The organism is Novosphingobium pentaromativorans US6-1 (genome assembly GCF_000767465.1).
GTDB classification, from domain to species: Bacteria; Pseudomonadota; Alphaproteobacteria; order Sphingomonadales; family Sphingomonadaceae; genus Novosphingobium; species Novosphingobium pentaromativorans.
In genome coordinates this window covers 1,817,007-1,842,701 of the sequence record NZ_CP009291.1, presented here as the reverse complement: position 1 = coordinate 1,842,701, position 25,695 = coordinate 1,817,007, and the positions used below count along the sequence as shown (strand labels likewise).

Annotated in this window: 24 protein-coding genes; 4 read left to right on the top strand and 20 right to left on the bottom strand. The window is 61.1% G+C overall.

Features of this window, described 5'->3' with window-relative positions; translation table 11 throughout:
* Positions 1–13: 13 nt before the first annotated feature.
* From JI59_RS08490 to JI59_RS08460, 7 genes are all read right to left on the bottom strand, one after another.
* On the bottom strand, positions 14–1,507 hold the full coding sequence (locus JI59_RS08490) for a flavin-containing monooxygenase (RefSeq protein WP_174888129.1): 1,494 nt from the start codon (positions 1,505–1,507) through the stop codon (positions 14–16).
* Positions 1,507–2,751, bottom strand: coding sequence for a cytochrome P450 (locus tag JI59_RS08485; protein ID WP_007013172.1), 1,245 nt, complete (start codon positions 2,749–2,751; stop codon positions 1,507–1,509). Before JI59_RS08485 ends, JI59_RS08490 begins: the two co-directional genes overlap by 1 nt.
* A gap of 213 nt (positions 2,752–2,964) precedes the next feature.
* Complete coding sequence (locus JI59_RS08480) at positions 2,965–4,275, bottom strand: cytochrome P450 (RefSeq protein ID WP_007013174.1); 1,311 nt, start codon at positions 4,273–4,275, stop codon at positions 2,965–2,967.
* 136 nt (positions 4,276–4,411) lie between these two features.
* Complete coding sequence (locus tag JI59_RS08475; protein ID WP_038577362.1) at positions 4,412–5,608, bottom strand: amidohydrolase family protein; 1,197 nt, start codon at positions 5,606–5,608, stop codon at positions 4,412–4,414.
* 25 nt (positions 5,609–5,633) lie between these two features.
* On the bottom strand, positions 5,634–6,932 hold the full coding sequence (locus tag JI59_RS08470) for a cytochrome P450 (RefSeq protein WP_007013176.1): 1,299 nt from the start codon (positions 6,930–6,932) through the stop codon (positions 5,634–5,636).
* A 32-nt stretch (positions 6,933–6,964) separates the two neighbouring features.
* Entirely contained in the window at positions 6,965–7,165 is a 201-nt protein-coding gene (locus tag JI59_RS08465) for a rubredoxin (RefSeq protein ID WP_007013177.1), read from the bottom strand.
* 67 nt (positions 7,166–7,232) lie between these two features.
* Complete coding sequence (locus JI59_RS08460; RefSeq protein ID WP_238532521.1) at positions 7,233–8,642, bottom strand: aromatic ring-hydroxylating oxygenase subunit alpha; 1,410 nt, start codon at positions 8,640–8,642, stop codon at positions 7,233–7,235.
* Between the two features lie 342 nt (positions 8,643–8,984).
* Between JI59_RS08460 and JI59_RS08455 the strand changes: the two genes are divergently transcribed.
* A complete protein-coding gene (locus JI59_RS08455) occupies positions 8,985–10,193 on the top strand; it encodes a CaiB/BaiF CoA transferase family protein (RefSeq protein ID WP_007013180.1) in 1,209 nt (402 codons plus the stop codon).
* 149 nt (positions 10,194–10,342) lie between these two features.
* On the opposite strand, the gene JI59_RS08450 is transcribed toward JI59_RS08455, so the two are convergent.
* Positions 10,343–10,723 (bottom strand): VOC family protein, encoded by a 381-nt coding sequence (locus JI59_RS08450; RefSeq protein ID WP_238532522.1) that lies wholly within the window; start codon positions 10,721–10,723, stop codon positions 10,343–10,345.
* Between the two features lie 338 nt (positions 10,724–11,061).
* Here JI59_RS08450 and JI59_RS25620 point away from each other — a divergent pair, with 338 nt between their 5' ends.
* Together JI59_RS25620 and JI59_RS08440 are read left to right on the top strand one after the other, a co-directional pair.
* Positions 11,062–11,697 carry a cupin domain-containing protein gene (locus JI59_RS25620; RefSeq protein WP_174888130.1) on the top strand — a complete coding sequence of 212 codons (636 nt, stop codon included), beginning with the start codon at positions 11,062–11,064 and terminating at the stop codon, positions 11,695–11,697.
* A 193-nt stretch (positions 11,698–11,890) separates the two neighbouring features.
* Positions 11,891–13,195, top strand: a complete 1,305-nt coding sequence (locus tag JI59_RS08440; protein WP_238532523.1) for a cytochrome P450 — start codon at positions 11,891–11,893, stop codon at positions 13,193–13,195.
* A 193-nt stretch (positions 13,196–13,388) separates the two neighbouring features.
* On the opposite strand, the gene JI59_RS08435 is transcribed toward JI59_RS08440, so the two are convergent.
* From JI59_RS08435 to JI59_RS08375, 12 genes are all read right to left on the bottom strand, one after another.
* Positions 13,389–13,814, bottom strand: coding sequence for a cupin domain-containing protein (locus JI59_RS08435; protein ID WP_007013185.1), 426 nt, complete (start codon positions 13,812–13,814; stop codon positions 13,389–13,391).
* A gap of 142 nt (positions 13,815–13,956) precedes the next feature.
* Positions 13,957–14,802, bottom strand: a complete 846-nt coding sequence (locus tag JI59_RS08430; protein WP_007013187.1) for an isocitrate lyase/PEP mutase family protein — start codon at positions 14,800–14,802, stop codon at positions 13,957–13,959.
* A 54-nt stretch (positions 14,803–14,856) separates the two neighbouring features.
* Positions 14,857–16,509, bottom strand: coding sequence for a class I adenylate-forming enzyme family protein (locus JI59_RS08425; RefSeq protein ID WP_007013188.1), 1,653 nt, complete (start codon positions 16,507–16,509; stop codon positions 14,857–14,859).
* A complete protein-coding gene (locus tag JI59_RS08420) occupies positions 16,506–17,309 on the bottom strand; it encodes an enoyl-CoA hydratase/isomerase family protein (protein WP_007013189.1) in 804 nt (267 codons plus the stop codon). Before JI59_RS08420 ends, JI59_RS08425 begins: the two co-directional genes overlap by 4 nt.
* Before the next feature lie 13 nt (positions 17,310–17,322).
* Complete coding sequence (locus tag JI59_RS08415; RefSeq protein WP_038575843.1) at positions 17,323–18,507, bottom strand: thiolase family protein; 1,185 nt, start codon at positions 18,505–18,507, stop codon at positions 17,323–17,325.
* Positions 18,504–18,941 (bottom strand): Zn-ribbon domain-containing OB-fold protein, encoded by a 438-nt coding sequence (locus JI59_RS08410; RefSeq protein ID WP_007013191.1) that lies wholly within the window; start codon positions 18,939–18,941, stop codon positions 18,504–18,506. The genes JI59_RS08415 and JI59_RS08410 overlap by 4 nt, the downstream gene beginning before the upstream one ends.
* Positions 18,942–19,118: 177 nt before the next feature.
* Positions 19,119–19,349 (bottom strand): biotin/lipoyl-containing protein, encoded by a 231-nt coding sequence (locus JI59_RS08405; RefSeq protein WP_038575842.1) that lies wholly within the window; start codon positions 19,347–19,349, stop codon positions 19,119–19,121.
* Between the two features lie 18 nt (positions 19,350–19,367).
* Positions 19,368–20,384: an alpha-ketoacid dehydrogenase subunit beta gene (locus JI59_RS08400; RefSeq protein ID WP_038575840.1), complete on the bottom strand. Its 1,017-nt coding sequence runs from the start codon at positions 20,382–20,384 to the stop codon at positions 19,368–19,370.
* Positions 20,384–21,394, bottom strand: a complete 1,011-nt coding sequence (locus JI59_RS08395; RefSeq protein ID WP_007013194.1) for a thiamine pyrophosphate-dependent dehydrogenase E1 component subunit alpha — start codon at positions 21,392–21,394, stop codon at positions 20,384–20,386. The genes JI59_RS08400 and JI59_RS08395 overlap by 1 nt, the downstream gene beginning before the upstream one ends.
* A 303-nt stretch (positions 21,395–21,697) precedes the next feature.
* The gene (locus tag JI59_RS08385) at positions 21,698–22,603 is read right to left on the bottom strand and encodes a LysR substrate-binding domain-containing protein (protein ID WP_053226591.1); all 906 of its coding nucleotides are present in this window, start codon (positions 22,601–22,603) and stop codon (positions 21,698–21,700) included.
* A 269-nt stretch (positions 22,604–22,872) separates the two neighbouring features.
* Positions 22,873–23,190: a 2Fe-2S iron-sulfur cluster-binding protein gene (locus JI59_RS08380; protein ID WP_007013198.1), complete on the bottom strand. Its 318-nt coding sequence runs from the start codon at positions 23,188–23,190 to the stop codon at positions 22,873–22,875.
* Positions 23,191–23,209: 19 nt separating this feature from the next.
* Complete coding sequence (locus JI59_RS08375; protein ID WP_007013199.1) at positions 23,210–24,709, bottom strand: CoA-acylating methylmalonate-semialdehyde dehydrogenase; 1,500 nt, start codon at positions 24,707–24,709, stop codon at positions 23,210–23,212.
* Between the two features lie 91 nt (positions 24,710–24,800).
* Here JI59_RS08375 and JI59_RS08370 point away from each other — a divergent pair, with 91 nt between their 5' ends.
* Positions 24,801–25,685 carry a LysR family transcriptional regulator gene (locus JI59_RS08370; protein ID WP_038575835.1) on the top strand — a complete coding sequence of 295 codons (885 nt, stop codon included), beginning with the start codon at positions 24,801–24,803 and terminating at the stop codon, positions 25,683–25,685.
* The last annotated feature ends 10 nt before the right edge of the window (positions 25,686–25,695 follow it).

The following is a 25,695-nucleotide window of genomic DNA, read 5'->3' as shown; positions in this document are numbered from 1 at the left end:
CCGCTGCGGTGGTTCAGGCTGGCGTGAGTGACCTTCTCAGGACAAAGTCGTCGAGGCACGGTTCACGCATCACTTCGATGAAATGCGCATAGCTCCATGGCCAGATCTGCGGCACTCCTGCTGCATCGAGGTACCAGGACTTGCAACCCGAAGCGAAGACAGTCTCGCGGGATGCCTCTTCTCTCTGTCGGTCGTACTCGGCATGGGCTTCGGGCGAAGGGCTTATCGCTACGCAGTGTCCTGCGCGAAGCTCGTCGATCAGTTGATCGATATAGCCCCATTGCCTTTCGGCTATGTCAGTCAGCGAGAAATTGCCGACGGGTCCGGTCGGGCCGTTGAGCATGAAGAAATTGGGAAACCCGGAAACGCATACGGCATAGTAGGCGGTGGGATTCGGGGCCCAGGCATCGTCCAGAAGTCTTCCGTCGACGCCTTTCACTTGCGTTGGGCGAATGAACTGGTTGGTCTTGAACCCGGTTGCCAGGACGATCACGTCCAACTCGTGGAAGGTGCCGTCGGCCATCCTTACGCCTGAAGGTTCGATCCGCTCGATTCCGCCCATGGCCAGCGTGACATTGGGCTGTTGCACGACCTGATAGTAGTCTTCCGAAAAGACCAGTCGCTTGCAGGCTGCGCGATAGTCCGGGCGCAGCAACTCGCGCAGTGCGGGATCGCGCACGCTCTGATCGAGGTTGCGCTCCGCTTCCTCCTGGATTTCGAGGAGTTCGGGCGACTGGGCATCGATAATTGCAGCCGTGAAGCGCGCGCGCCGTGCGACTGCTGCCGGATCGTTGCGCGCAGCCTCGAGTTTCGCCGGATCGGTCCGGAATTCCTGCTTCTCCGCTTCGGTGAACTTGCGGTTCGTGCATGGCATGATCCACTGGGGCGTGCGCTGGAAGTGGACGAGGTGGGCAGCGGTACCGGCCAGCGCAGAGACGAGTTGGACACCGGTCGATCCATTGCCGATCACGCCGATACGGCGTTTCTCCATGGGTTCGCCATCATCCCATTGAGCGGAATGAAAACGTGCACCGGAAAAGGTATCGAGGCCCGGAATCTCTGGAATGTTGGGGTGGTGGAGCACGCCGCTGGCTGCAATCACGACATCGACATCGAGGCTCGATCCGTCGGCGGTCGTGACCCGCCAGTGATCCTCGCGCCAATCGCATGCGGTCACCTGCGTGTTCAGACGAAGGTGGGGAGCGATGCCGTAGCGTGAGACGAGGCGCTCGAAATACTGTCTGATTTCGCCGCCGGGCGCGAAGTAGCTGCTCCAGTCCGGATTGGGAGCGAACGAGAAGGTATAGGAATGGGCCGAAGTGTCGCAGGCCACTCCAGGATAGCGATTGTCGCGCCAGGTCCCGCCGATGGCCTCGGCTTTCTCGAAGATCGTAAAATCGTCTTCCCCGCGCTCTTTCAGCTTGATGCCGGCAAGCAGGCCGGACATGCCGCCGCCGATGATCGCGTAGCGCAGCGGTCGGCGGTGGGACGGTATCGCATGGTTCATCATTCGGCCTCCTCGATCGAAACGGAAAGGCTGTTCCAGCCCCACTGAAAACTGGATGGCAGGCGCACCGATTCTTCGAGGTCGAAGTGGAAGCGGTGCACGCGGCTCAGGAATGTCTCGACCAGCACCTGAACCTCCATGCGCGCCAGATGCGTGCCGATGCAGAAATGCATGCCGTGGCCGAACGCCAGGGTGCGGCGAATGGGTCGGTCCCAGCGAAATTCGTCAGGTTCGTCGAACTCGCGCTCGTCACGCGCGGCTGAGGCGGCGATGTAGAAAACCCGCTGTCCCGGTTCGATCCTTTGCCCGGCAATCGTAACGGGTTTGTGGGCCGTTCGCATGAACCACTGTGCTGGCGCGCAAAAGCGGATCATCTCTTCCGCCAGCTTCGGTACGGCGGCCTTCAGATCGGCGCGTACGGCAGCCATCTGTTCCGGCCGCGCATTGAGTTCCATCAGTCCGTGTGCAACGACCTTGGGTACCGTTTCGACCCCGCCGATGACGGCGCAGGCGATCTGCTGGGCAACCTGTTCGGGCGTGAGCGCCTCGTTTTCGAAGCGATAGCCTATCATCCCGTCGATCAGCGGATAGCTGCCATCGGCGCCAGCCTCGAAACGCCGTTCGACCCACGGCAAGATCAAGGCGATCACCTTCTGCGCAGCCGCGCGAGTATCGACTCCGCCGGTGACTGGATCGGCAAGCGAGCCCGCATTGACGAGGTCGAGTACAGTCTCTCCAAGCTCGAGAGGCATTCCCAGGAGGCGGGCGATCACGTTGCCGGAGACGATACCCCCAAATTCGCGCGTGAGATCGAAGTGGCGTTGCGCAATGAGTTCGTCCAGGCGCTCGTTGGCGCGTTTCGAAACGAAGTCGCGCAGCTCCGTGACGGACCGTGGCAGCAGCGGTTTCATGTGAGCCCGCCGGACTTCACCGTGGATCGGCATTCCCAGGCGCTGCGAGAGCGGGAAGGGGTTTGTGGGTGGCAAGGCGGGCGCACCGGCATTGTGGACCGCGAGCGCGGCAGGCACGGGAAGGGTGCCCTCGCTGGCGATGAAAGTGTTGTCGGTATAACCGAGTAGTTCGAGAATATCGCTGAAGCGCGAAAGGAAGAAAGCGTCGTACTTGGCACTATAGAATATAGAATCGGATCTGCGAAGTTCTGCATAATAGGGCAGTGGGTTTCGCATTACTTCGGGCGAAAAGGGATCGTAATCCTGTGCTTTGATCGCCGTGACATCCATCATCTGAAACCTCTTTCTATCTTTGTCATCGCGGCAGATTGCGGTGCCGCTCGACGCCGGGTTGCGGCATGTTTTCGGTGCGATGGCGGCGCTGCCGGTCGGGCGTTGCCGGTCATGACCGGATCGCGTCCGGCAATCGCGCCCGGCAATCGCGCCATATTTTGCAAGACCCGGTGCTGCTGGCGCTCGAACCGGGCATGGTATCGCGGGTCGGGATCAGGCGGGGCAATTCGGCTCCGCGTCCGCCACCCTTGGCGCGCCGACCGGAGGGGCAATCTCGTAGCGGATCGGAAGTCGCTTCGGGCCGCTGACGAATATCGCTTCGGTCATCGCCGGCTCGCCGTCGAGCGCAAGCGAGGAAAGCCGCGGCAGCAACTCCTCGAAGAGTATGCGCATTTCGATGCGGGCAAGGTACTGGCCAAGGCACAAGTGGCCGCCATATCCGAAGGCGAGGTGGCGGTTCGGTTTTCGATCCAGGCGGAACGTGTCCGGATCGTCGAACACGCTTTCGTCGCGATTGGCCGAGCCGTAGCACAGCATCAGCCGCTCGCCTTCCCTGACGGGCCTGCCCCCGATTTCGGTATCGGCGGTTGCGGTGCGCATGAAATGCTTCACCGGCGTTGTCCAGCGGATCGCCTCGTCGATCATCGTCGGCAGCAGGCTCATGTCCGCCTTGAGGCGAGCGAACTGATCGGGATGCTCGGCCAGCGCCCACATAGCGCCGCCGATTGACGAGGATGTCGTATCGTGTCCGGCTGTCGCCGTGATCACATAATAGCCCATGGTCTCTAGATGGCCCATCGGTTCGCCGTCGATACGGGCATTGGCGATGACGGAGGCCAGGTCGGAGGTCGGGTGGGCCCGGCGATCTTCGGTCAGCTTGTCGAAATACGCCATCATCTCCCGAACCGCGCCAAGATCGGAAGCGGATGCGCTGTCGTTTGTCGCGGAGCGATTGCCCAGGACGTCGGGATCGGTCGCGCCGAACATTTCCTGGGTCAGCCTGAGCATGACCGGATGGTCTTCCCGGGGCAGGCCAAGGATTTCGAGGATCACCTGCAAGGGAAACTCGTGCGCCACGAGCCGGGCGAAATCGCACTGACACCGCGCGTCGACCATCCGCTCGACCATCTCGCGCGCGATGTCCCTTATGCGGCCCTCGAGGGATTTGAGATTGCCGGGCTGGAACCATGGGCTGGTCAAGGCGCGATACTTGCCGTGCTCCGGCGGATCCATGTCGACCAGCGATTTGATCGGGGAAGTGCTGCCGGTGAGTTCCCGGACCAGCTTCATGCGCGAGATTGGACTTAGCGTGGGATTGGGCGAACTGTGGAACAGCGCATTGTGGCGGCTTACGTACTGGACGTCGGAATAAAGAGTCACGACGCGGAAAGGTTGGTATCCCTCGACCTCTATGGAGGCGAGTGGATCGTTGCGGCGCAGCCACCGATAGGCTTCGTAGATGCTGCCGTCGGCATATGCCTTCGGGTCGACCAGCATCGGCCCGATTTCAGAAAGAACTGTCACCTCATGTTCCTCGCTTGAGTGTCCGGTTCGCGCTGCGCGTCGTCGTCGTCGGCCGACCGTGGCGGCGGCCTTGCGAGGAGGAACCGGCAAAAGGGGGCGATGGCCCCGGGTCGACGAACCCGGGGCCGCCTGAAGGTCAGTCGACCCGGAAGAACGAACGAGCGCGCAGATCGACGATCTGGCGCACGTCATCCAACGGTATGTCTTGCATGTCGTGGGCGATGGAGCCGCGCGAATTGGGCCAGCAGGTTTCCGAATGCGGATAGTCGGAAGACCACATGATGTTGCGTCCGCCGGGCAGATTGCGGTTGAGCACACCGGTGCGGTCATGGATGAACGAGCCCCAGATATTGGCGTCCATGTAGTGGCTCGGCGGGTTCTTGATGTCGCAGCCCGACCAGAAACGCTGCTTTTCCCAGGTCTTGTCCATGTAGTCGGTTGCCCATGACATCCAGCCCACGCCGCTTTCGATGATCCCCCAGCGCATGGTCGGGAAGCGGTCGAACAGGCCGCCGAAGATCGCCATGGCAACGGGTTCCGCCATCGCCAGCTTGCTCATCAGCAGATCGGGAAGGAAGTGCTGGGGCTCGCCGAAGCGCGGCAGCCGCCCGCCCAGGTGGAAGGTGACGGCGATGTCGTTGTCGACGATCTCGCGCCAAAGCGGTTCGAACACCGGCTGCCAGTAGAAATCGGTACTGCTTGGGTCGCCGGCCAGCGCGGCGCCTGCTGCCATCTGGATGTTGCCGGCCTTGGCCGAAGTCGAAATCCCGTCGGCCGCCTGCGGGAAGGCAGGCATGTTGACCGAACGATGTCCCAGCGCGATCGCTTCGCGCAGCAGCGAGACCGTCTCGTTCACGTCGCGCATGGGCAGATAGGCGACGCCGACCAGGCGCTTGGGATCGGCCGCGCAGAAGTCCGCGAGGAAGCGGTTATAGGCGCGGAAGCTCTCGATATAGAGTTCCGAATTGGACGTGCCGAGCGGACCGCCGCCGAACAATATCGCGGTGGTCACGCCGTCGCGGTCCATGTCCGCCAGGCGCTGTGCCGGGGTCGATGTCTGGTGCAGTTCGGCGAGCTTGCCCTTGGCCTTGTAGTTCCTGTCGGAGCGTCCTGCCTGGTTGTTGAGGATGAACAGCGGCCGGCGTTTGCCCTCGAAGACTACCCAGTCATGTTCCTCGCCTTCCTCGATCACGGGGGCGAGGTCGCGCAGGTGCGCGGGGAGATATTCCTTCCAGAAATGATGCGGCGGGTCGATGTGGGCATCGGCGTCAGTCAGCCGGATGTTGGCGAGACTGTCCGCCGGGCTGTGCTTTTCCAGTTCGGTTACCGACATGATGAACTCCTTTGTGTCGAGATTTTCAGTGACCGGGCGTGAAGCGCACATGCAGCGCGTCGGGACCGCGTTGCATCAGGGTGCCGCCCGTAATGGTCGAGGATGGCTTTTCGGGATCCCAGCGCAGGCCCGGAAGACGATCGAGTACGGCGTTGAGAGCGACTTCCATTTCCTGGCGCGACAGATGCTGGCCAAGGCAAGCGTGATTTCCCGCTCCGAACGCGAAGTTGCGCTTGACGGGACGATGGATGTCGAAGCGGTCGGGGTCGTCCCATTGCGTGCGGTCTCGGTTTGCCGTGGAGACGCAGAGCCACGCGATCGAGCCAGCCTCGATCGTCACCCCCTCGATTTCAGTGTCTTGTGCGATCCAGCGCAGGAAATGCGGATCGGTGGGGTACCAGCGGGCGGATTCCTGGATTGTCTGGCGCAGCAGCGAGCGATCCGCGCGCAACGCTTCCATCTGGTCCGGGTTGTCCATCAGCGCCTTGATCGTGATCCCGAGCTGACGCCAGGTGGTTCCGCCGCCGGCAAAGACGATCAGGTTGCAATAGCGCATCACTTCATCGTCGGTGAGCTTGCGCACGGTGCCGTCGTCATCCTCGAAGTCGGCGTGAACCAGCTTGGTGATGAGATCGTCGCGCGGGTCGCCGCGCCGCTCTTCGAAGGCCCGTCCCAGCACCGCCTGGACCACCCGGCCGCCCGCTTCCGCTTTCGCGGGGTCGTTGTGGCCGCTGGTCATGATATCGGTCAGCGCGATGCGAAAGTTGAGGAATTCCTCCTGGGGAATGCCGAAACCGGCCGAGATGACACTCATCGGCAGAGGAGCGCAAAGCTCCATGTTGAGATCCGCGTGATCCTTGAGCGTGATCCGGTCGAACAGTTCGTCGACTGCCTGGACGATCCACTTGTCGTTCCACCACGTCTCGGCGAAGGATGGCTTGAAGAAGGGCTTTGCGACATTGCGCACACGCCGGTGCCGGGCGCCGTCCATGTTGAGCAGGGTATCACCAAGCGCCGGCTTCGAGAGGTAGTCATAGACGTGGTTCGTGAACCGCTCGCTGTCCATGAAAGCCTTGTTGACGGCATCGAACGACAGGAAGGTATAGTGCTTGCGGCCGCGTAGTTCTTCCTGCCGGAGCTGGGGCGGCAGCCCCATCAGCTGGTCGAGGCCACCTTCTCGAACCGGCTTTCCTTCCTCGAGCAGGGCAAGAAACCGAGGGTAGGGTTCCGACCGATCCCAGCCCATGGCCTCTGCTTCATCGTCAGGACTGAACAGGCCCCCACGGTTTTGGTCGTTGATGGCGATTGTCGATGTGTCTTGCATTGGAAGGGCCTCTCCGTTGATGGTTCTTCCGCTTATGAGGCGGGCTCGAAGGTATCCTTTTCGGTGCTGCAGTTGGGACAACACCAGTCGTCCGGCAGGTCTTCGAATGCAGTGCCGGGAGGTATCCCGCCGGCCGGATCGCCTTCGGCGGGGTCGTAGATGTACCCGCAGTACATGCAGACCCACTGCTGGTTCTCGTCGTGCGTCTCGATGCTTTGCGTTGATCCTGACATTCTCAATTCCAATCGATGGTGTGTTCCCGGGGCGCCGAGAGGGGCTGGACCCGATGGGCCTGCCGTATCAGAAGCCCAGATCGGCGATTTCCTTGTCGAACGAGCCTGTGACGCGGGTGATCGCGGTCGCGAGCTCTTCCTGGGAGCGGCCCGCCAGGAACCCGTCTATCGCGCGCTGGTAATTGCTGATGAGGCCCTCGACATCCTTCGACAGGCGCATGAACTCCAATCCGGAATGCAGCCCCTTCTGCTGGATCGGAATGTTCGCATAGTCCTGTCGCGGGATCATGGGGAAGTCCTGGCTGTCATAGGGCAGGACGATCGGTTCCATCGGGGGCGCAGGCTCCTCTCCCTCGGCGTAATGCGTAAGCGACCAGATCTCGAACATGCAGCTTTCCGGCCCAAGGGGGCGGATGCGATAGGAGGAGCAGCTGGAGTAGGGGCTCAACAGGAAGTAGTGCGGGAAAATGAACTCGAGCTTGTTTATGGGATGGGTCAGCTCGATCTCGTTGTAGTCAGGAATATTCGCCTCACCGGATTCCCGCAAAGTTTCCGTAATTGCGGCGCGAAAACGCTCCATCCAGTAAGGAATGGCCTCGTCGTTACTTTCGGGAAGGGGGATATCGAGCAGGCTGCGCGCGATCTCGATTTCCTTTGAGTGAAGAAGGCCGCCCATGCCATCGCTCAACGCCTCGAAGTTACTGACCATCATCGCGATGTTTTCGCGCGGGCCAAGATGAGGATTGGTAGGCAAGCCGATCCCGCCTGTTTCGTTGCCGAACATGGCATTCCAGAACGCCGGCCACGCGCGCTGCAACTGCGGATGGGTCTTCATCACATGGTAGCTTTCCATGAAAGCCTCCATTGCGATCTTCCAGTTTGCCGGCAGGACGGTCGCGTACCACCACTCCACCCGCATGTCGTCGATGCCGCGCCCTTCGAAATTGTCAGCCATGGGACCAAGGCAGTCGCGCAGGCTTTTCGCGGCCTTGTCGTAATTGATGAAGACGCAGCCGGCCCACAGCTCGACGCGCACTTCGCGAAGGGCAAGGTCGGCCTTGTCCAGCAGATCGTCGCTGAACAGATGCCTGCCGTAGACGAAGGTGCATTCACCATCCATGTTCCAGCGCCAACCGTGGAACGGGCAGATAAAGCCCGTCTTCGCGCAGTTGCCGTGCTCGTTACCCTTGCCCCCGGCAATCGGCACGCCGCGATGGCGACAGTGGTTCTGGAATGCCTTGATACCGTCTTTCGTCCTGACGACGATTACGGATTTTCCGACATTCGAATACTCGACCCAATCACCGACTTCGGAGATTTGCTCCAGGCGGCAGGCCATTTGCCAGACGCGAGGCCACAGGTGTTCGAGTTCCGCCTGGTAAAACTCCTCGTCGAAGTAGCGGGCTGCTGGAATCTTTTCGGGTTCCTCGATCGCGAACGGCACGTACCGCGGATCGGTTTCGGTGATGCTTAGCAAGGTATCCTCCGTTGCTGTCCGCGTCCTGCGAGAGGACCATTCGGCATGACAGCAACACGCATATTCGTTGGAGGATGCTCGTTATCTTTGATCGAAATCAACCTGTGCCCACGATTGCGGCCAGAGCAGTCCTTGCGCCGCCGGCACAGGATCAAGGTGCCAGGCAAGCGCGGGATCGGGCGCCTTTGTTTGGTGCCTCGCCGCTGCCTTGCAGAGCTCGAAGACCGGATCGTGCGCCTGGCCCGGTTCGGCTAATTTCTGAATCTGGAGAGATCTACGGTTGTAAGTATTCGAGGCCTTGTGATAGGCGATTGCACGAGTAACATTTGAGAGGAGACAAGGATGCCTTCCACGGGCATTTTTTCAGGCGTTCGTATTGTCGAATTGGCACAGTATGTGTTTGTGCCGGGGGCCAGCGTTCTGCTGGCCGATCAGGGCGCCGAGGTCATCAAGATCGAAACGCCTGGAGTTGGCGACCCATATCGCACCCTCAAAGTCGGTGACGGTCGCGAGGTGGGTACGACCAACCTTGCGATGGAGCAGAACAATCGCGGCAAGAAGAGCCTTGGGCTAGATCTCAAGTCCGAGGAGGGGCGTGAGGCCCTGCTCAAGCTAATTGAGACAGCTGATATCTTCATTACCAGCCTGCGCCCCAAGGCGATCAAGGGGCTGCGTCTCGACGTCGAGGACTTGCGCGCTCGCAATCCCAAGCTGATCTATGCCCGCGGCAACGGCGTAGGCTTTCGCGGCGCCGAAGCGAACAAGCCGGGCTTCGATGCTTCGGCTTTCTGGGCACGGGGCGGCATGGCCGATGCCTTCACCGTTCCCGGCAACCCGATTACCCGCCCGCGCCCGGCGTTCGGCGATCACTCCGGTGCGATATCGCTGGCTTTTGCGATGGCTGGCGCGCTGTTCAAGCGGGCGATGACCGGCGAGCCGTCGGTCGTGGAAACGTCGCTTTTGCAGACGGCTGCGTGGATGCTGTCGTCCGATCTCACTTATTCGCAGGTGGAAGGCTACAAGGTACACGGCGCCAGCGCTCCTTTCCCGCTGATGAGCGCTTACACGACCAAGGACGGCGTCAGGATTCAGCTGATGCTGCTGGATCCGCGGCCGCACTGGCCGACCCTGTGCCGGATGCTGAAGCTTGACGAACTGATCGACGACCCTCGGTTTGCGGACAATACAGTGAGGATGGCGAATGCTCACGAGCTGATTGCGATCCTGTCGGGCAAGATTGGCGAGCATAATTGGGAAGGGCACTGGAAGGACCTTTTCGAGGCTTGGGATGCCCCCTGGGAACTCATCCGTTCGGTGTTCGATATGGCTGTCGACCCACAGGTTATTGAAAATGAGATGATTTTCGACACCGAGGTCCAAGGCAACGCGCTGCGCCTTGTCTCCGGTCCGGCAACCTTCGACGGGCACGCCGCCCCGGTCAATTTCAAGCCGGCTCCGGACATGGGTGAGCACACCGAGGCACTGCTGAGCGAGGTTGGTTATTCGAGCGAGCAACTGGCTGATCTGCGCGCCCGCAAGATCGCTCAGTAAACGCGCAAGACCTCGGCGAAAGAGAGGTCTCGTCCCTAATTTTCGAAAACGGGGGCGGCATGCGATGGCATGTCGCCCCCGACTTTTTTGCTTTCGCCAACCGGCACGGCGGGACACTTGTTAAGCGCCGACACGCCGTGCCTGGGAAATCAGCCGAACAGGTTGCCCACGTAGCAGCCGAACTTGTTGCCATCAGGATCGCGCATGTAAGCGCCATAACGCCCCTGAACCTGAGGGCGGGGGCCGGGCTTGCCTTCGTCGATCCCGCCGTTTTCCATGCCCGCCGCGTACCAGGCATCGACCGCTGCCTCATCTGAGGCGATCAGCAGGATCGTGCCGCCATTGGCCGCTGTGGCAGGCTCCCCATCGGCTGCGGGCCCGACCAGAAACATCTGGCCATTCGAAAGCTTGTACAAGCCGATCGGCGCGGTGTCGGGCATGAGCGATTCGCTGCCGCCGAGAATGGGCAGAGTCGCGTTGTAGAACGCGCGGGCCTTGCCGATATCGTTCGTTCCAACCCTTATGCTCATGATCATAGCTATCATCTCCTTGTCATTGCGGTGCCGTTCCGAACAGCCGAACCCCTTCTAGGGTTCGTCATCGGGCGTTGGAACCGATTTTCTAACATAACCTGCTCTAAAACGGTTCATGCACTACGCGGCGAATCCCGACAACATCTACATTTTCAGGGTCTGCACATGGCTGTAAAAACCTGCGTGCTTGTGCTGGAAAAAGGAAGGATTGCCTTGTATCGCGAGGCTGCTACGCTTTTTCGGACGCGACCCGGAATGAAGAACCTCAACGGGTTTCATTCGTCATGCGATCCGGGTCCGACGGGCTGATCGCGTGACAAGGATACTGCGGATCGATGTCACTGGCGGGATGCCGCCGGCCTGCAAAAGGTTGGGCGCGAACAAAGTTTATGAAAATGAGGAAGCAGACTATGGCAACCAATACTGTCGACCGGGCCGGCGATGCGCACGGGGGCAACGGCGAGGCGCAGGCCGGGAAGTTCGAGATCTTTCGTTTCCAGGATGCGGTCGATTCCCGCGACAATCCCAGCTCGCTGTTGATTGAACCTTTGCCCGAAAGGCTCTTGCCGCTTCAGAACCAGGTCAAGGAATCCGGGCTCAACGACGCGGCTGAAATCAAGTATCTGGTAAAGCTGCCCGGCTTCTCCGTGACCCACGTTTGGTTCAAGCACGACTATCCGTTGCCGCTGCATAGCCACAATGCCGATTGTTTATATTACATCGTCGCAGGTACAATACGCCTGGGCTCTCAAACGCTAGGTCCGCGTGACAGCTTTTTCGTTCCTTGCGACGTGCCCTATCAGTTCCGCCCCGGAGCGGAAGGCGTGGAACTGCTGGAGATTCGGCACGTGACCGAAGTGAATCTGCGGCATTTCTCCAAGTCCGAGACGTTTTGGCAGAAGGCCCTCGAAACCGTGCTGGCCAATCGCGATTCCTGGCGTGATGCGAAGAAACCGCCGCTGAACTGTTGAATACCCTTTCCACAAGAGGGCGAACCGGGATGCGAGAATGATTCTCGAGCATTTTCAGGGATGAAAATGACGGTTTTGCTTGTGGATCTCGAATAGACGGTGAATGGAACCGGTAATCAGGACTCGGGCTCGCGAAAACGCGGATATCGACGATTCCGCGCGGGTCCGAATTAATTCAAGGAGGATAAAGGCTGTGTCTAATGCCATCGCGGACGCTGTGAAGTCGGACGATGCTCTGTATGACGAACTCTATGATGTTCGCAGCGAAGCCGTCGAACTTGGCAATCTTGTCGAGGTCGATCCGTTCGGTCTGATCGAAGCCGCGCGAGAGCGCGGCCCGGTTCAGGAAGGATATCTGCGCGAAGTGCTGGGCGTGCCGTTCTGGCATCGCCATCGCTCGGTAATCGAAACTGAGAAGGGCCGCCGTAAAGGGTTCACGGTTCTGTCCTTTGCCGAAGCGGAAGCCGCTTTCCGCGATAACGCACGCCTTTCCAACCGCATCTACCATATGAATCCGACGGATGACCGGATGCTGGGTATTCTGGAAATGGATAATCCCGAGCATTTCGCCCATCGCAAGGCGGCGCAATCGCTGTTCATCAAGCCGCGCGCGGTAGGCATGTGGCGCGATCGGTGGATCAATGACATCGTCAATGCCATCGCTGAAAACCTGGGCACGAAGAGCCGTGCCGAGCTTAATATGGAGTTGTGTGCACGTGTACCGGTGCACACCATCTCGGCCGCAGTCGGCCTGCGCGGCGATGATGCGCTGATCTTCCGCAAGGCCCTTATCGCCTCGATGGGAACCCGCAAGGGGCCACAGGCTCAGATGGAAGCCATGGCGACTGTCTCACGCATGTCGATGGAGCAGATCGAAATCCGCCGCAAGACGCCGGGCGATGACATCATTTCCTGGCTGATCGCCGCCGAGGTGGATATTCCCGACGAGGGCAAGCGCCAGCTTTCCGATGCGGAGATCGTTACCTTCTGCCGCCTGCTTTTGCTGGCTGGCGGCGGAACGAGCTGGCGGCAAATGGGGATCCTGCTATTTGCACTGCTTGACGACCGGGAGCGCTGGGAAGCGGTCAGGAGCGATCGGAAGCTTCTTGAGCCCGCCGTGCAGGAATCGATGCGCTGGAACCCGAACAATCCGGTGTTCAGCCGTCTGGCCATTGCCGATACCGAGATCGGCGGCGTAGCGATTCCCGAAGGCAGCGTCGTCGATATCTGTCTTGCGGCGGCGAACCGTGATCCGCTGCGCTGGGACAACCCGGGTGAGTTCGACATTCATCGTCCCGCCAAACCCCATATCGGGTTCGGGCTCGGCGCGCATATGTGCCTTGGTCGCAATGTCGCGGAAAGCGAGATGGTCGTCGCGGTCAACGCGCTGATGGATCACTTCCCCGATATGCGGATAGATCCGGATATGCCTGCCCCCTTCATCACGGGCGGCATCGAGCAGCGCGGCATATCGGCGCTGCATGTCGTCTTGAAATGAGCTGATCGCCCGAGTAATGTCCGGCGGCGGGATTTCCCTGTCGCCGGATCGCCGGTGTCGCTCCTTTCAGCGAATCGGCTCGTTTCCGCCATCCTGAAGGCAAGCCATCACTCTCTGCCTTCGATAGCTGCGAAAGCGCAAGTGCGGCCAATGGGGTTGGGGGCCTGTGGTCCAGCCCCCAACCGCCTCATCATCAGTCTTTTTCGCTGCCATCGCCAGGCAGCGGTGCGCCCGCGGCAAAGGCACGGCCCATTCCGTCGATGCATTCCTTCAGGGCAGCGGCCGGATTGAGTTCGAGAACCTTGCTGGGCTCCTCGTACTTGAGGACGTGACCGGCAGGGACATAAAAGGTTTCGCCGCCCTTGATGACTTCATCGGGCAAGTCGGAATCGGGATAGATCACCCGCATCGTGCCTTCGAACATGTAGCCGTAATGGGGACAGGGGCACACGCCGCCGGGAAGTCGACCCATCTTGTACAACTGCGTGCAGTCGAGCGGTTCGGGCACGATCGTCAGCCCGACTTCCATATCGCCCCAGTGAACGGTGCGATAATCGTCGCCCACGAAATCCCAACGGTCCTTGGCACTGGGAATGTCTTCCGGTCGGCAATGCGGCATAGCGTCTTCTCCTCTGGTCTTCTTCTTTCTGCACAATCACGAGACAATCTGCGTCGAAGGCGCGCGGCTGGCGGCAACCGCATCGGGCCGGATCTGAGCCGATGCAGTCCCTGGAGCTCTTGGCCGGCACCGCGCTGACCGGTTAGCGGGTCTGCCGGCCGGACTTGCGTGCCCAGTCTGCAATCAGTTCGTTGTAGAGATCCTGCTGGATCAGCGCATCCTTGTCTTCGAAACCGATCTCGACATCGAGCTGGCCCGTTTCGAACAAGGTGCGGCAGCGCTCGATATGCGTCTGGACTGCGCCGCTCCATCCCCAGCCGGTGGACAGGTTGCAGATCGTGCCCGGCTCGGTGGGGCCCATCGTCATGACGCGCCCCGGAAGCGCTTCCACCAGTGCTGCCGTCGCTTCGGACGTGGCTACCGGATACATCAGGGCGTCGGCGCCAGCCTCGATATAAGCCCGGCCTCGCTCGATGGCGGCTTCGACCGAGCCGCTTCCGCCACCGCCGTATTCGACCGGGTAGAGCTCGTCGCAGCGTGCGATGATGACCAGGTCCGTGCGTGCCTTGGCGCAAGCCTCCAGTCGCTCCTGCATGGCCTTGATCGGGAGCAGCCCATTCACGAGCGAGGAGTGCTTGGGGTTCACCTCGTCCTCGACGTGAATGCCGGCAATTCCGGCGCGTTCGTAGCGGCGCACGAAGTGGAAGGCATCGGCGATCGTTTCGCCCAGTGTATCGGCATCGACGACGAGCGGGATGTCGATGACCGCGGCGATGCGAGCGGCCAGTTCGATCTGCTCAACCTGTGAGTAGATGCCGTTGTCGGGAATGGCATAATGGAAAGCGCTTGCGGCGTGGCCGCCCAGATAGGCCGCCTTGAAGCCGGTCCTCTCGACGACCCGCGCAGTGAGCGCGCTGTAGCAGTCGGCGGCGATGAAATGTTCGCCGCTCGCGATAAGTTCACGCAGCTTGCGTGCTTGTCCGGTCATGTGCCTCTCCTTGTGACGGCAGGGAACCGTCATTCTTTCAACTCGTGCAAGGGGTTACGCTGAGTGCCCGATCCTTCCAGCGATCAACTGCGCCATGTCGGCGATGCGGATCTTGCCCGAAGGCGTCCAGAGGAAGTCATCGTGATCGATAACCACGATATCCGTCGGAATCTTGTAGGCGGGAAGGCGCTCCGACAAGGCGGCCTTCATCGCGGCCTCGTCCAGCGTCGCGTCGGCTGCCGGAGCGACGGCAGCAACCACGCGGTCACCCAGTTCCGGATCGGGAAGCCCGCAAACGACGACTTCGCGAACGCCGTCCAGGCCGCGCAGCGCGGACTCCACTTCCAGGCGCGATACGTTGGCACCCTTGGTTTTCAGCATGTCGCCAAGGCGGCCCGAGAAATACATGTGTCCGTCAGGCTCGATACGAACGAGGTCGTTGGTCGCGAAGTAGCCGTCAGGCGTGAATGTCTCGCTGCGCTCGCGCTTGTAATATCCCTTCATCAAGGCGCCGCCGCGAAGCTGCAGTTCGCCGACTTGTCCGGGCTCGAGCACCTCGCCCGTATCGGGATTCACCACCCGGCGGTCGCCCGTGCCGATCGGAGGACCGAATGCGCCGCGTCGATCCTCGGGCAGCAAGGTCCCGACGGGCGAGGCGCAGTGCGGTCCGAAACTCTCCGTCATGCCCAGCGAATTGGGGACAAGATCGGGCGGACGCGGTGTGCCGTCAGGCAGGCGTTCGGTGCGCAAGTTGCGGATACCTTCGATATCTGCGCCTTGTTCCAGCATCAGGTCCCGCACGGTCTTGAGCTGGGCATGCCACCCATGCAGCATGTCCGCGCCAAGTTTCTGCAGCGCCGTGGCAACCGATTGGGGCGAGACGCCTGCGGGCAGAACGATGGAGCCGCCATTGATGAAGGTTTCCAGCAGCATGCTGAGGCCACCAACCCAGAACATCGGCAGGACACACAGCACGTCGTGTCCCGGGGTGGGAAAATGATTGTCGGCCAGAACCTGGGCATGCCGCGCCATCGAACCGTGCCCGTGCACCACTGCCTTGGGCAATGCGGTGCTCCCGGAGGTGTAGATGATGACGCCATCGTCGCTCGGGTGAATGCCTTCCTTGATCCCGGCCAGGAAGGCTTCGTCGAGCGCCTTGTCGCTTTTGCCGGCCGCGATCAGCGCCCCGGTGTCGCCAGCCCACTCCAGCCCGGCAGGATCGTCAAGCCAGATCGATCGCAGATAGGGCACTTCGTGGAGGCGAAGCGGTCCGCCGCCCACGGCCTGCGACAGGGAAGGAAGAGCGCGTTCGATCAGCTGGCCGTAATCGCGCCCGACATAGGTTCGCTCGGCAAGCAGCAAATGCGCGTCGCTATGCCTCAGGATATGCGCCAGTTCCCCAGGGCTGGCCAGCGTGCTGATCGGAATCGTGAGCGCGCCGACTTGTGCCGAAGCGAAGAACGACACGATCCAGAACGGCGTATTGCCGGCGAGGAGCGCAACCCGGCTGCCCTTGCCGACCCCGGCAGTAAGCAGTCCGCGGGCCATGTCGGCCGCCGCAGCCTGCAATTCGCGAAACGAGAGTGTCAGCCCTTCGGCCCTGATGGCCGGATCGTCGCCATAGCGCTGGGCGCAATAATCTAGCAGTTCGGGCAGGCTCTGGGGTTGAGCTGCACCTTGCGCGGAATTGTCCTTGCCGGCGCTCATGATTTCTGCCCGCTCAGCTTGTCGACCATCTTCTTGGACATGGCCTTCTGGTCGGGGGTGAAGGCGAGCGAGCTGAACGTCAGCCGTTCCAGTTGGCGTGCCTGATCGGCGGGAAGGTCTTCCACCATTTCCAGCGCTAACTTGCCCGCAGCCATCACTTCGGTCGGGAAGCCGGCCAGCTTGATGCAGAAGGCGCGAACCCGTTCCTCGAACACGTCGTCCGGATAGACGTCATGGACAAGGCCCATTGTCAGTGCACGTTCGGCCGAGACCTTCTCGTTGGCGAGGACCATCCAGCGCGCCCAGTGCGCGCCGATGATCCGCGTCAGGCGCCCCACGCCATTGGACAGCGGCAACATGCCCAGCTGCATTTCGGGGAACCAGTAAGCGGCACTTTGCGAAGCGAGGCGGAAATCGCAAGACAGCGACATTTCCAGGCCACCGCCGACACAAGTTGCGTGATGGGCAATGACGATGGGTTTCTCGATGCGCTCCATCTCTTCATAGAGGGAGTGCATCCCGCCCATCAGATCGCGGCGCATCCAGGTTCGGGCGCCGGTCGGGCTTTCTCCGAAGCCGGGTCCGCCCTGGGGATCGGTAAGGTCTACACCGGCGCAGAAATAGCGGCCCTTACCCCGTATCAGCATCACCTTGAGGTCCGGTCTTTCGCGCAGATCGGCGACCGCCTGCGCTATGGCATCGAACATCGAACGGGTCAGCGCATTCAGTTTATCCGGGCGGTTGAGCACCAGTTCAAGGATGCCGTCCGCTTCGTTGCGCAATACAAGATCATCAGTCATGGATTTGCGTTCCTCAGTCGGTTCGCAGGAGCAGGGCGCCGTAGCCGAACCCGCCATTGGTCACGAGGCAGGTCTTGGCGTCCTTGACCTGGCGTTCGCCGCAAAGGCCCCAGAGCTGCATGCATGCTTCGTAAGTATGGCCAAAGCCATGGAGCCTGCCTGCCGAAAGCTGGCCACCGCTGGTGTTGAGCGGCAGTTCGCCGTCCAGGCCGATGCGGGTGCCGCCCTCGACGAACGAAGCCGCCTCGCCCGGGCCGCACATGCCGGCTGCCTCCAGCCACATGAGCGTCAGGATGGAGAAGCCGTCATAGATCTGGGCGGTGTCGACATCGGCGGGCTTCAGATCGGTGCGCGACCACAGCATGTCACCGGCCTTCTTCGCGGGCAGGGATGCGAAATCGGTCGCGGTATGGTCGCCGAAGCCCAGTCCCTCGATCGACATACCCATCGATTCGATCAGGATCGGCGCCTGACGCAGATCGGGAGCGGTATCGCGATGCGAGATGATGATCGCGGTCGAGCCGTCGACATGGGTATCGCAGTCGAAGAGCCGCAGCGGAGTCGAAATCATCCGCGAGGCCAGATAATCCTCGATCGTGATAGGCGTGCGATAGATGGCGTTGGGATTCATTCCCGCCATTTTCCGCGAATTCACCGCGATCGCTCCGAGTTGCTCCTGGGTCGCCCCGTACTTTTCGAAATAGGCCTGAGCGTAGAGCCCGTAGATATTCACGGCGGAATAGCACTGGTAGGGCAGGAACCACGACATGCCGCCGCGAATGCGCGGCACGGACTTGCCGATAACTGTCGAACTGCGATCCTTCATCCGGGCCGTGGCCTGCCCCACCGTGCGGAAAACCAGAACGTGGCGGCACAGGCCTGACGCAACGGCCATGATCGCCTCGAAAATCGCGCCCATGTGGGCATGACCCTCGGTCGAGGCGCCGACCCAGGTCGGCTGGAGGCCCAGGCTGAGCATGACTTCGGTCGCGCCGACCGGAGAATGGCCACCGGCGTCGAGCATCGGGCCGGGATAAGTCGTCAGTCCGTCGATGTCGCTCATCGAGAGGCCGGCCTGTTCGACTGCGCGTTCGCACGCCTGAAGGGTCAGGGCCAGAGCGCTCTTGTCCGATGGACGTCCCACCTGGGACTGGCCTGCACCACTGATGCAGGCCTGTTTTTCCGCCAGCATACTCATGCGACACGCTCCACAGGATGAAACAGGGGGATCCAGACATCCTCGATGTTTTCGAATTCGACCTCGACCGGCATGCCGCTGCGCACGTCCTGGACCGGGCAACCGACGATGTTGGAAAAGACGTAGAGCCGTTCCTGCTCGTCCAGCTCCACTGCGGCGACGACGTAGGGAATTTTCAGGCCGGGCATCCAGGCCTGTGCATTGATGGTAAAGGACTTGACCTTGCCGCGGCCGGAAACCGGCACAGGCGCCACCGCGCTGCTGCCGCACAGGTGGCAGCGAGGGCGCGGCGGGTGGATATAGTGCTCGCAGCCGCTGCAGCGCACGATCATCAGTTCGCCGCGTTCGCCTCCGGTCCAGAAGGCTTTGTTTTCCTCATCCAGTGCGGGCAACTGCCGTATGGCGCGAGCCGGTGGTGCTTCTTTTTCTGCCATTACCGCTGCTCCGCCTGTCCGAGGGCCTTGAATACACCCAACATCCCAAGAATTATCCCGTTTTTGTCTGTCGCCAAGGGGGCGTCCGGACGGTGAAGCCGTGCCGATCGTCAGCCCATGTCGATAACGTCGCGCAGGACGTTTCCGCAATGCCGCTAAGGGCCTGTGCGGAAACGATTACCCGATCGAGCCGAGTATCGCTCCGACCTCGTAGGTTTCCCCTGCTTCGGCTGAAATCGTCAAAGTACCCGATGCCGGCGATTCGACCTCGTTGGTGGACTTGTCGCTCTCAACCGAGAACAGGGGATCGCCTTCCTTGACGGATGCGCCGTTCTGTATGAGCCATTCCGAAAGCACGCCTTCGGTCATCGAAAAGCCGATCTTGGGCATAATGATATCTGTTGCCATACTGTCCTCTGCTTTGGTTTAGGATGTAGTCACCGGAGTTTTGGCCCCGGTCGTCGATCTGATGGCGTCGGCGATCTGATCGGCCGAGATAAGGAAGGCTTCTTCGAGCGGCTTCGAGAAGGGCACCGGCGCGAACGGTGCGCCGACACGCATCACCGGGGCCTTGAGCTCGCCGAACAGTTCCTCCTGCAAGGTTGCGGCGATCTCGGCGCCCACGCCGAAGCGACGAACGGCTTCGTGCGCGACGACGACGCGGCCCGTCTTCCTTGCGGATTCGATCACCGTGTCACGGTCCCAGGGAGCGATGGTGCGCAAATCGATGACTTCCACCGAAAGCCCTTCGTCCTCAAGCGCCTTCGCTGCCTTCAGGGCGCGGTGGACGATCTCGGAATAAGTGACGACTGTCACATCTGCGCCCTCACGGACCACTTTCGCCTTGCCCAGGGGAATGCGCTGCGCCCCTACCGGCACGTCGTCCGCCATGGCATAGGCGCGGGAGCATTCGATGAAGATGCACGGATCGGGATCGTCGATGCAGGAAAGCATCAGGCCCTTGGCATCGGCTGCAGACGAAGGGGCGACGACCTTGAGGCCGGGTGTATGTGCAAACCATGCCTCGAGAAAGTCGCTGTGCTGCCCCGCGACCGAGATGCCTGCTCCTGTCATCATTCGAATCGTGATCGGCACGCCGGTCTGCCCACCGGACATGTAGCGCAGCTTCGCCGCATGATTGACGATCATGTCCATCGCCACCGTGGTGAAGTTCATCAGCATGATCTCGGCGACGGGCTTGTACCCGTTGATCGCTGCACCGATGGCGGCACCGATGATCGCCTGCTCCGAAATCGGGGTGGAACGGACACGCTCGTCCCCGAATCTGGTCGAAAGGCCATGCGTAACGCCGACAACGCCGCCGCCCTCGCGGTCGGCCACGTCCTCGCCGAAAACGATCACCTTGTCATCGGCCGCCATGGCTTCGGACAGGCCTTCGTTGATGGCCTGGATGATATTGAGCTTCTTCGTTTCGACAGCCATCACGCAACCCCTGCTTCGGCATAGACATCGGTGGTCAGTTCGCTCGCGTGCGGCAAGTCGCTGCCGAGAGCATATTGCACTGCGTCTTCGATATCGTCGGCAATGGTCTTTTCCATCGCCGCAAGATCTTCTTCCGTGGCAATGCCATCGGCGATCAGCTTGGCGCGGAACGCGGGAACCGGATCCTTGGCGATTGCCGCGGCCTTTTCTTCCTTGGTCATGTAGCTGTCATCGTCGCCGAAGACGTGACCGTGGAAGCGGAAGGTCATGGCTTCGATCAGAGTCGGGCCGCCACCTTCACGGGCACGGGCGATCGCTTCATGCGCGGCTGCGTACATTTCGATGGGGTCGTTGCCGTCAACAGTGACGCCGGGCATCGAGTAGCTTGCAGAGCGTTTGGACACCTGGTCCACGCTGGTGGCATTCTCGTACCGCGTGTGTTCGCCGAACAGATTGTTCTGACACACGAAAATGACAGGCAGTTTCCAGAGCGAGGCCAGGTTGAGGCTCTCGTGGAACGCGCCGATATTGGAGGCCGCATCGCCGAAGTAGGCAATCACCACGCGCTTGCTGCCGTCGAGCTTGTGGGCCCAGGCGAGACCGTTCGCGATCGGCATGGACGAGCCGACGATGCCGGTCGTCAGGATCGCGCCGGAAGCAGGGTGGGTGATGTGCATCGGACCGCCCTTGCCTTTGCAGGTGCCCGTAACGCGCCCGGCGACTTCCGCCCACAGGTCGCGCAAAGGCACGCCCTTGGCGAGCATGTCGTGCGTGCCCCGATAGATCGTGCAGATCTGGTCATCGTGGTTGAGATTGACCGACAGGGCGGACGGAATGACTTCCTGCCCGCGCGGTGAATAATACGGCATCATCAGGCGTCCGGTCTTGATGACCTTGCGCGAAACCTCGTCGTTCCTGGCGATAAGGGCCATACGCCGATAGATTTCGAGCTGGGTTTCTGCATCCGGAATTGCGCGATTGACGCGCGCGTCTTCAGAACTGCTTTGCATTCTAGCGTCTACCTCTCCGCTAATATCAGTCATTCGGCCGCTGCTCTCGCGTTGCAGCGGAACCGTTCATGGTTCCGTGGATATTCCCGCCGACGAGCTCGGCGCATCGGATGTGTACTTTGGAAGCGTCTTCAAAAGAGGCGCCATGGTCGGCGTCGCGGCCGGCCATGTATCGGAGGCCCCCTCTCGCGTTCTCGAACCGCACTATCGCGCCCGGGGAGTGCAGGTCAAAGCGTTTGTTGAGCTGCGACAGATCCCTTGGGTTGCCTGGGCGTGACTGCAGTGAATTGCGCCGCCGGTCAGTCATAGCAGAGTATCCAGGTCCTGTGGGGGCTGGCTCTCGTCGACTTGTGCTCGGACAAGTTCGATGAAGGACTTCCCGCGCTCGCTCACATGCTTGGGCAGCCAGATCATCGCAAGTTCGGCAACGGTCCGCACCGTGTCATCGATGATCGGCAGATACTTGACGTTGCGAACGTGCGCCACCGCTGCGGTCGCCGGAACCAAGCTGCAGCCCAGGCCCGCAGCGACCAGGCTGATCGCCGTATTCGTCTGTGTCGCCTCTTGGGTTACCTGCGGCATCACCCCTACAGCCTTGAACATTTCAAGCATGTCCTTGGAATATATGCTGTAGCGCTGGGGCGGCGTGATGAAGGGTTGCTGGGCCAGTTCGTTGAGCGCGACCGACGTGTGTTCTGCGAAAGGTCCGTTGGCGGGAACGGCTGCGACTATTCTTGAACGCTCCACGATGAACGAATCGAACTCGTCCGTTCGGTCAGTCGCGGCAGTGACGAAGCCGACATCGAATTCGCCATGTTGCAAACCTTCGACCTGCCGTGATGACGGATGCTCGAAAAGCCGGACGTGTACGTCGGGAACTGCGGAGCGAAACTTGACGATCAGGGACGGTAGGACGTGGTATAATGCGGGCCCGATGAAGCTTACGCGCACGTCGGGAATCGGCTGGCCGGCGCGCTGCGTCATTGCGCGGGCCAGATCGGCCTGTCGCAAGGTGCGCCGGGCTTCTTCCAGGAAGATTTTCCCGGCCCGCGTCAATTCCACCTTGCGCCTCGAGCGCTCGAGCAGGGTTACGCCCAGTTCAGCCTCAAGGCGTTGAATTGATTGGCTGAGTGGTGGCTGAGACATGTTCAGGCGGCGAGCCGCGTTGCCGAAGTGCTTTTCCTCGGCGACAGCGACGAAATGTTGCATGTGACGAAGATCCACGTGAAGGCCTTTCTAGTCGTCGCCTAATTCAGCTTCGGTCTTGCAGAAATCCGGAACGTCGCAAGACGCGTCCGCAAAGGTAATGCAACGCAGGCGCCATTTTGAGCGCCTCTTTCAATGCGTTGCGATGCAAATGGCTCTCCCGATACGATTCCGTCAATCTGGTCGGTTACCTCGATCATATGCTGCCGGTCATTGAACGCAACGCCTGCCGCGACATGATTTCCGTTCCCGCGCAGCAGCCCCTCAGGCGATCAATCTTCCGGTGCGATGGTGATCCGCAAGCCGTCGATCGATTCGGTGACCGGCAACTGGCACGAAAGCCGCGACAGTTCTGTGCGATGTTCGGAACTGTCGAGCAGATCGTTTTCGTCTTCGCTGATCGGCGGCAGACGGTCTGCGAATTCAGGAGCGACCATAACATGGCATGTAGCGCAGGAGCAGCATCCACCGCACAGGGCCAGGAGTTCGTCGAACCCGGCATCGCGGATTACTTCCATGACGGAACGGCCTTCCTCGGCGGCGATCTCGCGCTCTTCGCCTTCGCGTGTGACGATGGTCAACTTGGGCATCGGTGAAATTCCTCCAGATTCAATTCATCGTCGGGATGACGAAGCTCTGATCCACCACGCCGCCGCCGCTGGGCCAGCGCTGCGTGACGGTCTTCGTGCGCGTATAGAAGCGCACGCCGTCCATCCCGTACTGATTGAGATCGCCAAACCCCGAGCGCTTCCAGCCACCGAAGCTGTGGTAGGCGACCGGAACCGGAATCGGCACATTGATGCCCACCATTCCGACTTCGACCTTGGCGGCGAATTCGCGAGCGTAGTTGCCATTTCGCGTAAAGATCGCGACCCCGTTGCCATACTGATGCTTCGAGGGATAGCTCAGGGCTTCCTCGAAGGTCTCCGCGCGAACCATCTGCAGGACCGGACCGAAGATCTCATCCTGATAGCTCTTCATGTTCGCCGTGACTCGATCGATCAGGGTCGGGGCGAGGAAATATCCATCTTCGTAGCCCTGAAGCGAGAAGTCGCGTCCGTCCACGACGATCTCCGCCCCTTCATCGGCGGCCATCTGGATATAGTTCTCGATACGCTCCTTGTGCTGCGCGCTGACGACAGGGCCGTAATGCGCGTCCGGGTCGGTGGCGATGCCTACCCGCAGGCCGTTGATCGCTTCCACGAGCTTCTCGCGCAGCGCATTGGCGGTTGCCTCGCCGACCGGAGTGACCACCGGGAGCGCCATGCAGCGCTCGCCCGCCGATCCGTAGGCGGCGCCGACGATATCGGCTACTGCCTGATCCAGGTCCGCGTCGGGCAGGATGATGCCGTGGTTCTTCGCGCCGCCCATGCACTGCATGCGCTTGCCGTTCGTCGCGCCGCGACCGTACACATATTGCGCAATGTCGGACGAGCCGACGAAGCTGACGGCCTTTATCTCGGGGTGGTCGAGGATCGCGTCGACGATTTCCTTGTCGCCGTGCAGGACATTGAGGATGCCTTTGGGCAGTCCCGCTTCAATGGCGAGTTCGGCCAGCCGGACCGGGACGGAGGGATCGCGCTCGGATGGTTTCAGGATGAAGGCATTGCCGCAGGCGATCGCGGGTGCGGCCATCCACAAGGGGATCATCGCCGGAAAGTTGAAAGGCGTGATTCCGGCAACGATGCCCAGCGGCTGCCGCATGGAATAGACGTCGATCCCCGGGCCGGCGCCTTCGGTATATTCGCCTTTCAGCAGGTGGGGGATGCCGCATGCGAATTCGACGACTTCCAGCCCGCGCTGCAGATCGCCGCGGGAATCGGCGACCACCTTGCCATGCTCGCTGGAAAGCAGGTGGGCGAGTTCATCCATATGCTGTTCGATCAGTTCCTTGAAACGGAACATCACACGGGCACGGCGTTGTGGATTGAGAGCCGCCCAGTGCGGCTGGGCCGCCCTGGCGCTTTCGACCACTTGCTCAAGGCCCGCGGCCGTCGCAAGCGCTACACGTGCCTGAACCTGGCCAGTGGATGGATCATAAACATCGCCGCTGCGCCGCGATTCCATCGTCGCCGCAGCGCCATCGATGAAATGGGTGATGTCGCGCATATCTGCCTCTCCGAAATTCTCGCTTTCCTTCTAGCCATTGGCATTCGGCAGGGATACAGGAAAAAGTTCCGATCCATTGTGCGATTTTGCAATGCTCAACTCTGATCTGCTTCTGACATTCCTGCAAGTTGTCCGGCGCGGCAACGCGCTCGCCGCTGCGCGCGCGATGGGCGTGGACCACAGTACGGTTATCCGCCGTCTCACCCAATTGGAGGCCGCGCTCGACACCCGGCTCTTCGATCGTTCCCCGCGTGGTCTTGCGCCGACCGCAGCCGCGCTTGCTCTCGTGACGGGTGCAGAAAAGGTCGAGGCTGCGATCATGGCTGCAACCGACGATGTCGTGGGACGTGACGGCGACATCAGCGGTACCGTGCGCCTGGCGACACCGGAAATCTTCGGTACCTTCCTGGTGGCCCCTAACATTGCCGGGATTGCTGAGCGGCACCCTCGTCTGGTGCTGGAACTCTCGCCGGAAAGCCGATCCATCAGCCTGTCCAAGCGTGAAGCCGATATTGCGATCACGTTGCGCAGGCCGCCTCGGGGTCGGCTGATCGCCCGGAAGCTCACCGATTTCCGGCTTGGTCTCTATGCCTCGCGCAGCTACCTCGAACAGCATCCGACGATCGAAACGCTGAAGGATGTCGAGAGCCACGGTTTCGTCTCCTATATCGACGAACTGGTCGCATCCCCCGAGATGGTGGCGCTGGACTATGTCGTGCCCGATGCTCGGGTCGTGTTCCGCTCCAGCTCCAGCATTGCGCAGCATCTCGCAGTGACTGCGGGCCTGGGCCTGGGCATTCTCCACGTGCTGGCTTCGGAGAAGGACGATCGCCTGGTTCGTATTCTGGTCGATGAGGTGGAGGTCGTGCGCAGCTACTGGCTGGTTGTTCACAGCGACTTGTCGCGATTGCCAAGGGTCAGGGCGGTCATGGATTTTCTGGAAGAACTGATTGTGGATCATGCTCCCATCCTGTGAGCGCGGCCTT